Origin of the sequence: Streptomyces sp. 6-11-2 (assembly GCF_006540305.1) — a bacterium.
Taxonomy (GTDB): domain Bacteria; phylum Actinomycetota; class Actinomycetes; order Streptomycetales; family Streptomycetaceae; genus Streptomyces.
In genome coordinates, this window is the sequence record NZ_BJOR01000001.1 from 7,256,688 (window position 1) to 7,269,690 (window position 13,003).

The window sequence follows — 13,003 nt, forward strand, 5'->3', positions numbered from 1 at the left end:
AGAGCGTCAGACTCGTTCGCTCGCTGAGCGAACGAGCTGCTTGAGCCAGGAATCCCCCTGCTTCAGCTGGGGGAGGGTTCAATGCCATGTGTAGAACCCCTGTCCCGACTTGCGGCCCAGTTCGCCCCGGGCGACCTTGTCGCGCAGCAGCTGCGGCGGGGCGAACCGCTCCCCGAGCGTGGCGTGCAGGTACTCGGCGATGGCCAGGCGGACGTCGAGCCCGACCAGGTCGGTCAGGCGCAGCGGGCCCATGGGGTGCTTGTAGCCGAGGCTCATCGCGTCGTCGATCGCCTCCGGCTCCGCCACCCCCTCCTCGACCATGCGGATCGCCTCCAGGCCGAGCGCCAGGCCGAGACGGCTGCTGGCGAAGCCGGGGGAGTCCTTGACGACGACGTCCTTCTTGCCCAGTGCCCCAGTCCAGTCCAGGGCGGCCCGAACGACCTCGGGCGAGGTCTCCGGCGCCACGACGATCTCGATCAGTTCGGAGGCGGGCACGGGGTTGAAGAAGTGCATGCCCAGGAAGCGGCCCGGCACCTTCAGGGCCGCGGCCAGTTCGGTGACCGACAGGGAGCTGGTGTTGGTGGCCAGCACGGTCGTGTCGTCCACTGCTGCCTCGGCCGCGGCGAGCAGTCCGGCCTTCAGCGCCGCGTTCTCGGGCACGGCCTCGACGACCAGCCCGGTGCCCGGAGCCAGTCCGTCCACGGACTCGGCGGTCGTGACCCGGGCGAGCACCTGCTCGGCGGGCTCGGCCAGGCGGCCGCGCTCGGCGGCCCGCCGCAGCCCGGTGGCGATCCGGTCCACGGCGGCGGCCGCGGCCTGCGCGCCGCTCTCCACGACGGTCACCGACGAGCCGGCGGCCGCGAACGACTGTGCGATGCCGGCCCCCATCCGGCCGCCGCCGATCACACCGACGACGGCGGGCACGGTCGGACTGCTCATGCCTTGCTCCCGTTCTTCCTCGCCAGAAAACGCGTCATGCGGTCCTGCTTGTCCTGGCCCTCGAAGAGCACGGCCTGCGCCAGGTCGTCGGCGACCGGGTGCGCGCCGGGCGCGTCCACGACGAGCTTGGTCAGGCGCAGCGCGGTGGCCGAGGACCGCGCCATGCGGTCCAGCAGCGCGTGCGCCTCGTCCAGCAGCTTCTCCGCCGGTACGACGTCGATGACCAGACCCGCGGCCAGGGCCGCCCGGGCGTCCAGGTTCCGCCCGGCGAGCAGCACCTGCTTGGCGACCGACTCGCCGACCAGCTCAGGAAGCCGCCAGCATGCCCCGGCCGCCGCCAGGATGCCGAGCCCCGGCTCCGGATTGCCGAAGACGGCGTCGGGTCCCGCGATACGGATGTCGCAGGCGTAGGACAGCTCCGCCCCGCCGCCCAGCGCCCAGCCGTCGACGGCGGCCACGGTCGGCATGGGCAGCCTGCGCACCCGCTCGAACAGGCGGCTGTTGATTCCCTGAAGCGCCTCGTCCCGGCCCCGCCGCAGCAGCTCCGCGATGTCCGCGCCGCCCGCGAACACGTTGCCGTGGCCGGTGAGCAGCAGCAGCTTCGGATCGTCCTCCAACAGGTCGCACACCGCGTGCAGTTCACGGATCATGAGCCCGCTGATCGCGTTGCGCGCCTCGGGGCGGTGCAGGGTCACCACGACCCGGTCCTCGCGCTCCTCGACGAGCAGTGTCTCGTATGCGTCCCGGCTCATACCCGCTCCACCAGCATCGCCACGCCCTGTCCCACGCCCACGCACAGCGTCGCCAGGCCCCGGCGGGCGTCCTCGCGCTCCAGGCGGCCGAGCAGCGTCAGCAGGATGCGGGCGCCCGAGCAGCCCAGCGGGTGGCCGAGCGCGATGGCGCCGCCGTCGGCGTTGACCCTGTCCTCGTCGAGCTTGAGCCGGCGTACGACGGCCAGCGCCTGCGCGGCGAAGGCCTCGTTGAGCTCGACGGCGTCCAGGTCGGCGGTCTGCCAGCCGGCCCGGCCCAGCGCCTTCTGCGTGGCGGGAACCGGGCCCAGGCCCATGAGGTTGGGCTGCACGCCGGCCGAGGCGGAGGTGACGACACGGGCGCGCGGGGTGAGCCCGTACCGGTCGACGGCCGCCGCGCTCGCCACGACCAGGGCCGCGGCCCCGTCGGACAGCGGGGAGGCCGAGCCCGCGGTGACGATGCCGTCCTTGCGGAAGATGGTGCGCAGGGAGCCCAGCTTCTCCAGCGTCGTCGACGGGCGCGGCCCCTCGTCGCGCTCCACCAGGCCGTCCTTCACCGGGACCGGGACGATCTCGCGGTCGAAGTGCCCTGCCTCCCGCGCGGCGACGGCCCGCCGGTGGCTGCGCAGCGCGAAGGCGTCGGAGTCGGCGCGGGTGATGCCGTCGAGGGCGGCGACCTCCTCGGCCGTCTCACCCATCGACAGGGTCGTCCTCACCGTCTCCGGACCGGCCCCGGCGGGCACCGTGCGGTCATCGGCGGCGAAGCGCGGGTTGGTGAAGCGCCAGCCCAGGGACGTGTCGTGCACCTCGCCCGGCTTGGCCCACGGGGTGCCCGGCTTCTCCATCACCCATGGGGCGCGGGTCATCGACTCCACGCCGCCCGCGACGACGAGGTCGGCCTCGCCGGACCGGATCGCCTGGGCCGCCGAGGCGACCGCGGTCAGGCCCGAGGCGCACAGCCGGTTGACGGTGTAGCCGGGCACGGTGTGCGGGAGCCCGGCGAGCAGGACGGCCATGCGCGCCACGTCGCGGTTGTCCTCGCCGGCCTGGTTGGCCGCGCCCAGGATCACCTCGTCCACGGCCTCGGCCGGGATCGCGGCGCGGCGCACGGCCTCACCGACCACCAGCGCCGCCAGGTCGTCGGGGCGTACGGAGGCCAGGGCGCCGCCGTAGCGCCCCTGCGGGGTGCGGGCCCCGTCGATCAGATAGACCTCGTCAGGCATGGGTGCTCTCCTCGATGACGACGGGGCGGCGCGACTGGAGCGTCGCGAAGCGGCCGGTGACGAACGCGGGGTCGGACAGGGTGGCGCTGGCTGCGGGGTTGGCGGCGCTGCCGTGGAAGTCGCTGAACGCGGCGGACTGGTTGACGAAGACCTGGCCCGTGAGGTTCTCCGACAGGTGCACTCCCGCCTCCAGGGCCGCCGACTCGGCGGCGGCGAGGACCTCTTCTCTCGTGGAGTGCACGGCGGCGGTCAGCGCGCCGTGGGCGCGCACCGTCTCGCGGAAGATCCGCAGGCTGTGCTCGGTGGAGTCGGTGGCGATCACGAAGGAGACGGGCCCGAACCACTCGCGGGTGTACGTCTCCTCGTCCGGCCCCGCGTCCAGGCGCGCCATCAGCGGTGTGCGGACGGTGGCCTCCGGGTGCTCGGGGTGGTCCACCGGTCGCGAGGCGTGCACCGTGGTGCCCACTGCCGCCGCCTTCTCCAGCCGGTCGAGCACGCCGTCGTTGACGATGGCGCCGAGCGTGCCGGCCGCCCGGTCCGGGTCGCCGAGCAGCTTGTCCAGTGCGGCGCCCAGGTCCGCGGCGAACTCGTCGGCGGTCCTGACGCCCTGGTCGGTGGCGATGCCGGCGTGGGGGATCAGCAGGTTCTGCGGGGTGGTGCACATCTGGCCGCTGTAGAGGGACAGCGAGAAGGCGAGATTGCGCAGCAGCCCGCGGTAGTCGTCGGTGGAGTCCAGGACGACCGTGTTCAGGCCCGCCTTCTCGGTGTACACGGCGGCCTGGCGGGCGTGGGTCTCCAGCCAGTCGCCGAACTCCGTGGAGCCGGTGAAGTCGATGATGCGGACGTCCGGGTGGAGCGCGAGGAAGCCCGCGGTGCGCTCGCCGGGCTCCTCGGCGGCGAGGATCACGAGATTGGGGTCGAAGCCGGCCTCGGCGAGGACCTCGCGGGCGGTGCGCACGGTGAGCGCCAGCGGCAGCACGGCGCCCGGGTGCGGCTTGATCACCACGGGGTTGCCGGTGACCAGGCTGGCGAACAGACCCGGATAGCCGTTCCAGGTGGGGAAGGTGTTGCAGGCGATCAGCAGGGAGACACCGCGTCCGACGGGCGTGAACTTCTTGTCCATCACCAGCGCCCCGCCCTTGCGCTGGGGCTTGGTCCAGCGCGCCGAGCACGGGTGCCGCTTCTGCTCCGCCCAGGCGTAGGCGACGGCTTCCAGGCCGCGGTCCTGAGCGTGCGGGCCGCCCGCCTGGAACGCCATGACGAAGGCCTGTCCGGTGGTGTGCTGCACGGCGTGCGCGTTCTCGAAACTGGCCGCGTTCAGCCGGGCCAGGATCTCGGCGGCGACACCGGCGCGTGCATCGGGGCCCGCGTCGCGCCAGGGACCCGTGGCGGCCTTGGCGGCCGCCACCGCCTCCTCGGGCGAGACCCGGGGGTAGCCGATGCCGAGGCCGAAGCCGTAGGGGGAGGTCTCGGCGGCCTGCACGGTCCCCTCCCCGGGGTGCCCGGGCAGCGCGAACGGCTTGCCCAACTGGTCCCGGAAAGCGGCCTCACCGAGCTTCGGGGCCTCCTCGCCGTACACCGACTTGCTGGGCGACTCCGGGTACGGAGTCCAGTGGTCCCGGCTCTCGGTGGCCGCGACCGCCGCCTCCAGCAGCTCACGGTGGCGGGCGAAGAAGTCGACGGGCTCGGGAGTGGTGTGGGGCATGCGGTCCACCTCTTGACAGGCAGCGGTGATGCTTGATTACTTGGCTTTGCCGACGCTAACCGAATGTTCGGTCGGTACACAAGGTGGTGGAAAACGTGACGCAGGCCACTGACGTCGAACCCGGTCCGGTCGAGACGATGTTCGCCGCGGACCTGGCTTCCCGGAATCTCGGCATCGAGCTGACGCACCACGGCGAAGGGACCGCCGAGGTGCGGATGACCGTGACGCCGGCGATGGTCAACGGGCATCGGATCGCCCACGGCGGCTATCTCTTCCTGCTCGCCGACACCGCGTTCGCCTGCGCCTGCAACAGTCACGGACCCGTGACGGTCGCGGCGGCGGCCGACATCGTCTTCATCGCCCCGGCCCACGAGGGCGACGTCCTCGTGGCGACGGCCTGCGAGCGCACCCGGTACGGCCGCAGCGGGATCTACGACGTGAGTGTCCGGCGGGGTGACGAGGTGATCGCGGAGTTCCGCGGGCGCAGCCGCAGCCTACGAAGCGAGAAGACGAAGGAGTCGCGATGAGCAGCGAAGTGACGGCCCCGGTGGATCAGGGGCCCCGGCTGGGACAGCCGCTCCCGGACGAGCTGCTGGACAGCGGCGAGCGCATGACCCGCGAGCAGCTCCGCGATGTGCAGCTCAGCCGGCTCCGCGCGACCCTCCGCCACGCCTACGACAACGTCGAGCTCTACCGGAAGAAGTTCGACGAGGCCGGCGTCACCCCCGACGACTGCCGTTCCCTCGAGGACCTGGCCCGTTTTCCCTTCACCACCAAGGCCGACCTGCGCGACACCTACCCCTTCGGCATGTTCGCCGTCCCCATGTCCGAGGTCCGGCGCATCCACGCCTCCAGCGGCACCACCGGCCGCCCCACCGTGGTCGGCTACACCGAGAACGACCTGTCGACCTGGGCCGACCTCATCGCCCGCTCCATCCGCGCCGCGGGCGGCCGGCGGGGCCACAAGGTCCACATCTCCTACGGCTACGGCCTGTTCACCGGCGGCCTCGGCGCGCACTACGGTGCCGAGCGCGCCGGATGCACCGTGATCCCCGCCTCCGGCGGCATGACCGCGCGCCAGGTGCAGATCATCCGGGACTTCGAGCCCGAGATCATCATGGTCACGCCCTCCTACATGCTGACCCTGCTCGACGAGTTCGAGCGGCAGGGCGTGGACCCGCGCACCAGCTCCCTCAAGGTCGGCATCTTCGGCGCCGAGCCCTGGACGGAGGCGATGCGCCGGGAAATAGAGGAGCGCATGGACATCCACGCCGTCGACATCTACGGACTGTCGGAGGTCATGGGCCCGGGTGTGGCGCAGGAGTGCGTGGAGACCAAGGACGGACTGCACGTCTGGGAGGACCACTTCTGTCCCGAGGTCGTCGACCCGATCACCGGTGAGGTGCTGCCCGACGGCGAGAGCGGCGAGCTGGTGTTCACCTCGCTGACGAAGGAAGCCCTGCCGATCATCCGCTACCGCACGCGTGACCTCACCCGCCTGCTGCCCGGCACCGCACGGCCCGCCTTCCGCCGTATCGAGAAGATCACCGGCCGCAGCGACGACATGATCATCCTGCGGGGTGTGAACGTCTTCCCGAGCCAGATCGAGGAGGTCGTGCTGCGCGTGCCCGACGTCGCCCCGCACTTCCAGATCCAGTTGACCCAGCGCGGCCGCATGGACCACATGACGGTCCACATCGAGGCCCGCCCCGGCGCGGGGCCGGAGCAGCGCGAGGCGGCCGCCCGGGCGATCAGCAAGGGCGTGAAGGACTCGGTCGGCATCAGCGTCGAGGTGTGCGTGGTCGATCCGGAGACCCTGGAGCGTTCGGTGGGCAAGATCCGCCGGGTCCGGGATCTGCGCCGGGGATGAGGCCCGGCCCCGGCCGCCGCGGCCGGTGGACACGACCACCGGTCGCGGCGTGAGGGTCAGGGCGCCAGGTTCTGCCCGAGATGGGCGCCGGCGGGTGTGCCCAGGGCGGTGTCGCGCAGGGCGACGGTCCGGGCGAGGCCGAAGCCGCTGCCGCTGACTGGCGTGTACAGCAGGAGGCCGTTGCCCCCGTCCTCGCCTTCCGCGCCGAAGACGAGCCCCGCGTATCCGTGGCCGGTCATGTCCGTCAGGGCGACGGAGGAACCGAACCGGTCGCCCGTCTCCGCCGCGTCCAGGATCCCGGGGGTGTCCTGGTTGAGGGCGAAGGAGCCGGTGGCCGTCAGACCGGACGCGGAACCCCGGAGCAGGGTGGCCTGCCCGGCGTCGCGGTGGTGGACGCCGTCACGGGTGAGGCCTTCTCCGGGGGCGCCTACCAGGACGTCCGCGTAGCCGTCCGCGTCGTGGTCCCCGACGGAGACCGCCTCGCCGAAGCCGTCACCGGCCCGGTCGGTGCCCGCCACGCCCACACCATCCTGGTGGACGACCTTCATACCGCTGGTGGTGAGCCCGGTCGCCGCACCGCGGACCACGGTGACCTGACCCCCTGCCGCACCGCCCGATTCCGGGGCGTGGGGCTGGCCGATGACGAGGTCGTCGTACCCGTCGCCGTCGATGTCGCCCGCGGCGACGCAGCGGCCGCCCCGCACCGGGAGGGCGCCCCGCTTCGTCAGCCCGTGCGCGGAGCCCGCGAACCACACCACGCGCCCGGTGCCGCCGGCGTCGGTGTACACGAGGGCGACGTCCGCGTAGCCGTCCCCGTTGAAGTCGCCGGTCGTGGCGTCCGGATGGGAGACCGGGCCCTTGGCGGTGGTCAGCGGTCCGGAGGTGGTGGCGCTCGCGGTCAGCCGTACGCTCCACATGCCGCCGTTGCCGGTGCCGGCCGCGAAGACGTCCGCGCGGCCGTCGCCGTCGAAGTCGCCGACGGCGACCGCCGAGCCGAACCGTGCCCCGGCCGGTGTGCCGCCGGAGGCGGTGTAGGAGAACCCCGAGTCCAGACCGGGCCCGTACAGGACGGTGACCGAGCCCCGGTCGGCGTGCCCGTGGTCGTCGTCCTTTCCGGGCACACCGATCGCGAGGTCGGCGTAGCCGTCGCCGTTGACGTCGCCCCACGCGGTCGCGGCGCCGAAGTTGTCGCCGGGCACGGAGGAGCCGGGGACCCCGGGGCTGTCCTGAGTGATCGTCACCTTCGAGGCCGCGGCCGGGCCGTCGAGGCCGCCCGGGATCACCGTCACGCCGCCGGCGCCGCCCGACACCCTGGGCGTACCGGCCGCCAGGTCGCCGGTGCCGTCGCGGTTGAAGTCGGAGGTGGGCGGCGCGTGCGAGATCCCCGGTCTCCCGGCCAGCTCGGCGATCCGGGCGGCCTCCCCGGCGGTCCCGCCGCCGGCACGGGCACCGCTGCCGGAACCCAGCGTGACCTTGCCGGCCGGGTCGATGCCGTACATTCCGAACTTCCACGCCACGATCCGCGCGATGGCGTTCCGCGCGGCCGGGCTCGGCTTTGCGATCGTGAAGTCGCCGATGAAGGAGATGCCGACCGTGCCGGTGTTGGAACCGCGCTCGTGCGCGCCCACCACCGGCAGGTCCGCGCCGCCGCCGCGGCCCTCGAAGACCTGACCGCAGCGGTCGACGACGAAGTTGTAGCCGATGTCGTCGTAGCCGCGTGCGAGGTGACCCTGCTGGAGGGTGCGCAGCCGGGCGCGGGACTGGGCACAGGAGAGCTCGTTGTCGCTGCCGGCCCCGGTGTCGTGGACGATCGCGGCCCGGATCCGCGCTCCGTACCTCGGCGTGCTGCCGTGTCCGGTCCAGGCTCCCCACTCCGCCTGGGTGATGACCGGCGGCCGCACCACCGTCGACGGGCGTGCGGCCGGGACAGTGCGCGGTGCGCCGCCCGGCGCGGACCCGGTGACCGGCGCGGACCCGGTGACCGGGGCGGACTCGGTGGACGCGGCGTCCTCGGACCCGGTCATGCCCCCGGACCCCGAGCCGGGGTCCAGCAGCTTGACGTCCAGCCCTGCGGGCAGTCCCGTGGCGGGCGTGCCGTCGCCCCTGAGGACGCGCACCTCCACACCGTCCGCGTCACCGGTCCACACGGAGGCGGTGCCGCCCCGGACCCCGGCCCGCCGGGCCTCCGCCCCGTCGGCGGTCAACGGGTCGTCCGGCAGCCTCCGCCAGTCCGACCACTCGCCGGTCGCCACCGAGCGGGAGCGCAGTTCGGCGGTGCCGCCCAGTTCAGCGCGCGGGTCGTCCCAGGTCAGCAGCGCGGCGCTGAACCGGTCCGTGTCCCACTGCGGCAGCCCCTCGTGCCCCTCGCCCAGGTCTGCCGGCCGCAGCGTCTGCACGGACGGTATCCGCCCGTGACCCCGCGGCTGTGCGGGCGGAGACGCCACCGCGAAGGTGACGACTCCGGCCCCTGTCAGCACGGCGGCCCCGCCCGTCAGCCACACTCGCCGGTTCAGGCTCCGTAACGCGTTCGCCCGCCCAGTTCGGCGACCCACCATCCCACCCCAAGAAAGTCCGGCGTTCGGCACGCGTGTCACAGCTGTTACTAGCCAAGCGCACGGACCTCACCAGGTGTCACACCCGCGGGTGCCGCCGTGCGCTCAGCCCTTGTGCTTGCCCAGCTTGTCCACGGCGTCCTGTGCCTTGTCGACGACGGTGTCGATCGTGCTGCTGTGCTTGCCGCCGGTCTTGCCGTCGATGAATTCGCCGGCCTTCTCCAGTCCGTCGGAGATCTTGTCGCCGTGGGCTTCGGCGATGTCCTCGACCTTGCCCTTCAGGTTCTTCAGCTGGTCGAACATGCGTGTGCCGCTCCTCTACGGGGCTGTAGTAGCTCGGGACGCCATGATCTCACGACGCGGGCCCGGCACCTCGCGTCGAGGTGCCGGGCCCGTGACCCGAACGTGCCGGGGGGAGCGGTTACTTGAACCGGACCACCTGCGGGTCGTGGTCGCTCATCTGGTCGTAGAACTCGGCGTTGATGTGGACGACCTCGTAGGAGGGCTTCTTGATGTTGGACGAGACCAGGATGTGGTCCAGCGTCTGCGAGTTGCCGTCGTACACGTAGCTGTACCGCTCGTTCGCCGGCAGGGTGTTGATCAGATCCGTGAGGATCTTGCCGGAGGTCAGCGTGGCCAGCGGCTTGGAGAACTGGTAGTCGTTCAGGTCGCCCAGGACGACGACCTTGGCCTTCTTGTCCTTGGACAGCAGGTCGGAGACGAAGCCGTTGACCTCCTTGGCCTGCGTCGTGCGCTGGACCTCGGAGCCCAGCGTCGGCGGCTGGAAGATGCCGTGCGACGGCTGGTCGCCGCCCTTGGAGTTGAAGTGGTTGGCCACGACGAAGACCTGCTCACCGCGGAAGGTGAACTCGCCGACCAGCGGCTTGCGGCTGCTCTTCCAGGCGCCGGAGGTCGGGTTGATCCGGCCCGGCGACACCGAGAGGCGGACGCCCTTCTTGCCGTCGGGGACCGCCTGGACGCCGGTCGTGGAGTCGCCGCCCGGCCGGTCCACGAAGGTCACGCGCGCGGGGTTGAAGAGGTAGACGATGCGGATGTTGCCGCCGGGCTGGCCGCCGTCCTGGTCGTTGACCGGGTCGATGGAGCGCCAGTCGTACGCCGGGCCGCCCGCCGCCCTGATGGCGTCGACGAACTTGGCGATGGTCTTGTCCGCCGCGACCGTTCCGTCGTCCGTGGCGCCGCTGTTGTCCTGGATCTCCTCCAGGCTCAGGATGTCCGGGGCGGCCAGGTTCTTGACGACGGCCTGGGCCAGCCGGTCGAACTTGCGCTGCGGGTCCGACGGGGCGAGGTTCTCGACGTTGTAGGTGGCGACGGACAACTCGTCCGCCTTGCCCGGCTTCGCCACGTCCGGGGTCAGCCCGCCGGAGACGGTCTTGCCGAGCTTGGTGGCCTGGATGCTGTAGCCGCCGTAGGTGCCGTAGTCCAGCGGGCCGGAGGTCGTGCCGGTGAGGGTGTCACCCACATTCGCCTGGAGCTTGTCACCGGTCAGCGAGGTGAGGAGCAGACGCCCGGAGTTGGGGTTGGCGTAGCCGGTGAGGACGGTGCCGCCGCGGTAGGACGGGTTCTGCTGGGGCTTGGTGGTGATCCACGTCTCGTTGTAGTCGTTGCTGGCGCCCACCACGCGGGAGTCGCCGACCTGCACCAGCATGCCCTCACGGGACTCCAGCCAGTCCAGGGCGTACTTGTCGGGCTTCAGCTCCAGGGACTCGATGCTTCCGCCCGGGACCTGCGGGGCGTAGGCCTCGGCCAGCGTCGTCGAGTTGATGACCTCCGCCGCCGGCAGCGGGTTGCCGGAGGACAGGACGACGGCCGTGGGGCCGGTCAGTTCGGTGACGGACTGCGCACCGCTGCTCTGGCCGCCGGGGTAGTACTCGCTGACCTTGCCCGACACCAGCACCGAGTCGCCGACCTTGACGATGGGGGTGGCGGAGCCCGTGTACACGAAGATGGCCTCGCTGGTGGCCGGGTTCGCGTCCGCGTCGGGGTCCTGGAGCCAGTAGCCCTTCGTGCCGGTGCTGCGCACGCCGGTCACCACGCCGGGCACGTTGGTGACGGACTCGCCGTTGTGCGGGGAGATCCGGGTGGTGCCCTGGATGTCGTGGACGCGCAGGCTGCCCGGCGCGGTGTCGGTGGGCGACGGGGTGGGGGAGGGCGACGGGTCGCCGGAGCCCTCTCCCGTGCTGTTGCGCGGGGTCGGAGCGCCGCCGGTGAAGTCGACCGAGTTGTCGTCCGTGTCGGTGAAGGCGGCGTCGCGCGAGACGGAGGTGGTGTTGCCCGCACCGGTGGCGGGGTTGCCCTCGCGCACCACGGCGGTGCCGAAGCCCGCCAGGTCCTTGATGCTGCCGTCGGCCGCGCAGTCCTCGGCGGTCAGGCAGGTGAGCGCGGTGGTGGAGTGGACCAGCGCGATGGTGCCGCTGGTCGCCGACATGCTGATGGTGCCGGTCGCGTCGGGCGTCGGCAGGGCGGCGTCGCCCGCGGTGCCCTTGGCCTCCTGGATCAGGTAGGTGCCGCCCGCGGGAATCGCCCCGGTGAGCGGGGTGACCTGCCACTTGGTGGTGGCCGACGGCGAGCCGCTGAGGTACTGGACGGACCAGCCGCTCAGGTCGAACGATCCGGAGCCGGCGTTGCCCAGCTCGACGAAGTCGTGGGTGAAGGGCGCGCCGGAGTTGCCACCGCCGCCGTAGACCTCGGAGATGACGGCGTCCGGGGACGCCGCCTGGGCGGTGAGAGGCAGTGCGATCAGTGAGCCGGCGATACCGAGGGGAAGCGCGACGAGGCCGACCTTGGCAGCTCTGCCACGCAGGGACAGCGGTATGTGTGAAGACACGTGGGGCTCTTTCGTGGAGTTGAGAACGCGACTGAACCGTGGGAGGTGACAGGAGACTCGTGGGTCGGCAGGAAAGATACGCGCGTAGATTCCCGCGCAACAAGATGGAGGACCGACCAAGGGGCAAGCGTTTCCCCGGTCGTTGGCCGGAAGTCACCGGAACGACCGTCGTGTCACCCGGGACAGCTGGGGCGTACGACGACGAATCACCGCACGGCGGGAGTTGGGGAAGCCCATCCCGGCCCATCCAGGCCCGGACAGGCCCGGCTGGATCCGGCCAGGCCCAGATGCACGACCGCGCAGGCTGCGGAAGGATCGATACCGAGGGGTGAGAGCGGGCGCGAGCTGCCGCGCGGCTCACCCCCGGCCGGTGCCTCGGCGTGTCCGAGCTGGGGGCCACACCCGTTCCGGCGTTTCTACCGGAGCACTCCCATGGTGTCGAAGCGAATTCTGTACCGGGCCCCTCGTTCCACGGAGCCGGTGGCACGGCACGCCGCCGCGGTCACGGCGACCGCCGCCGACTGCGGTCTGCTGCTCATCAGGCTCACCTTCGGCCTGCTGATGGCCGGGCACGGCGCGCAGAAGCTGTTCGGGCTCTTCGGAGGGCGCGGCCTGACCGCGACCGGTCAGGGGTTCGCGGCCCTCGGCTACCGCCCGGGAAAACTGTTCGCCACGATCGGCGGTCTGTCGGAGTTCCTGGGCGGCCTCGGCCTGGCCCTGGGGCTGCTGACCCCGCTCGCGGCCGCCGCCCTGATCGGAGTCATGATCAACGCGATGGCGACCGTCACCGGCGTCCACGGCCTGTGGGAGACGGACGGCGGAGTGGAATACAACGTGTGCATCGCCGTCGTCGCCCTGGGGATCGCCGCCATCGGCCCGGGCCGGCTGGCCGTGGACCGCTTCTTCCGTTGGGGCGCCGGCGGCTGGAGCGAGGCGGCTCTCGCCCTGGCCCTGGGCGGCGCGGGCGCCGCGGTCACGCTCAGTCTCTAGCCCGCCCCGCGGCGCCGGAGGACACGCCGAAGACCCCGGGGCGCGCGCCGCCCCGGGGTCGTGGGCCGCCTGCGCGCTGCGGAAGTGACGGTCTGTGAGGTGTCCGTGGAGCGTCGCCGCCCACCCTCAC

Annotated in this window: 10 protein-coding genes; 3 read left to right on the forward strand and 7 right to left on the reverse strand. The window is 72.2% G+C overall.

Annotation, left to right across the window (positions count from 1 at the left end; translation table 11 throughout):
• Nucleotides 1-78: 78 nt before the first annotated feature.
• The 4 genes from TNCT6_RS32585 to paaN are packed head-to-tail and all read right to left on the reverse strand — an operon-like array spanning nucleotide 79 to nucleotide 4,616.
• Nucleotides 79-939 (reverse strand): 3-hydroxyacyl-CoA dehydrogenase family protein, encoded by an 861-nt coding sequence (locus tag TNCT6_RS32585; protein WP_141364792.1) that lies wholly within the window; start codon nucleotides 937-939, stop codon nucleotides 79-81.
• Complete coding sequence (locus TNCT6_RS32590; RefSeq protein ID WP_141364794.1) at nucleotides 936-1,691, reverse strand: enoyl-CoA hydratase/isomerase family protein; 756 nt, start codon at nucleotides 1,689-1,691, stop codon at nucleotides 936-938. Before TNCT6_RS32590 ends, TNCT6_RS32585 begins: the two co-directional genes overlap by 4 nt.
• Nucleotides 1,688-2,911 carry a thiolase family protein gene (locus TNCT6_RS32595; RefSeq protein WP_141364796.1) on the reverse strand — a complete coding sequence of 408 codons (1,224 nt, stop codon included), beginning with the start codon at nucleotides 2,909-2,911 and terminating at the stop codon, nucleotides 1,688-1,690. Before TNCT6_RS32595 ends, TNCT6_RS32590 begins: the two co-directional genes overlap by 4 nt.
• Nucleotides 2,904-4,616 carry a phenylacetic acid degradation protein PaaN gene (paaN, locus tag TNCT6_RS32600; protein ID WP_141364798.1) on the reverse strand — a complete coding sequence of 571 codons (1,713 nt, stop codon included), beginning with the start codon at nucleotides 4,614-4,616 and terminating at the stop codon, nucleotides 2,904-2,906. Before paaN ends, TNCT6_RS32595 begins: the two co-directional genes overlap by 8 nt.
• A 95-nt stretch (nucleotides 4,617-4,711) precedes the next feature.
• On the opposite strand from paaN, the gene paaI reads away from it, so the two are divergent.
• Both paaI and paaK read left to right on the forward strand, forming a co-directional pair.
• Nucleotides 4,712-5,143, forward strand: a complete 432-nt coding sequence (gene paaI, locus TNCT6_RS32605) for a hydroxyphenylacetyl-CoA thioesterase PaaI (protein WP_253266302.1) — start codon at nucleotides 4,712-4,714, stop codon at nucleotides 5,141-5,143.
• Nucleotides 5,140-6,486 (forward strand): phenylacetate--CoA ligase PaaK, encoded by a 1,347-nt coding sequence (gene paaK, locus TNCT6_RS32610; protein WP_141364802.1) that lies wholly within the window; start codon nucleotides 5,140-5,142, stop codon nucleotides 6,484-6,486. The genes paaI and paaK overlap by 4 nt, the downstream gene beginning before the upstream one ends.
• Before the next feature lie 56 nt (nucleotides 6,487-6,542).
• Here the strand turns inward: paaK and TNCT6_RS32615 are convergent, their stop codons facing one another.
• The 3 genes from TNCT6_RS32615 to TNCT6_RS32625 form a co-directional block, all read right to left on the reverse strand.
• Nucleotides 6,543-8,882, reverse strand: coding sequence for an FG-GAP-like repeat-containing protein (locus TNCT6_RS32615; RefSeq protein ID WP_308789485.1), 2,340 nt, complete (start codon nucleotides 8,880-8,882; stop codon nucleotides 6,543-6,545).
• A gap of 261 nt (nucleotides 8,883-9,143) precedes the next feature.
• Nucleotides 9,144-9,341, reverse strand: coding sequence for an antitoxin (locus TNCT6_RS32620; RefSeq protein ID WP_141364806.1), 198 nt, complete (start codon nucleotides 9,339-9,341; stop codon nucleotides 9,144-9,146).
• 118 nt (nucleotides 9,342-9,459) lie between these two features.
• Nucleotides 9,460-11,883 carry a lamin tail domain-containing protein gene (locus tag TNCT6_RS32625; RefSeq protein WP_141364808.1) on the reverse strand — a complete coding sequence of 808 codons (2,424 nt, stop codon included), beginning with the start codon at nucleotides 11,881-11,883 and terminating at the stop codon, nucleotides 9,460-9,462.
• A 432-nt stretch (nucleotides 11,884-12,315) separates the two neighbouring features.
• Here TNCT6_RS32625 and TNCT6_RS32630 point away from each other — a divergent pair, with 432 nt between their 5' ends.
• Nucleotides 12,316-12,873, forward strand: a complete 558-nt coding sequence (locus tag TNCT6_RS32630) for a DoxX family protein (RefSeq protein WP_141364811.1) — start codon at nucleotides 12,316-12,318, stop codon at nucleotides 12,871-12,873.
• Nucleotides 12,874-13,003 lie beyond the last annotated feature (130 nt).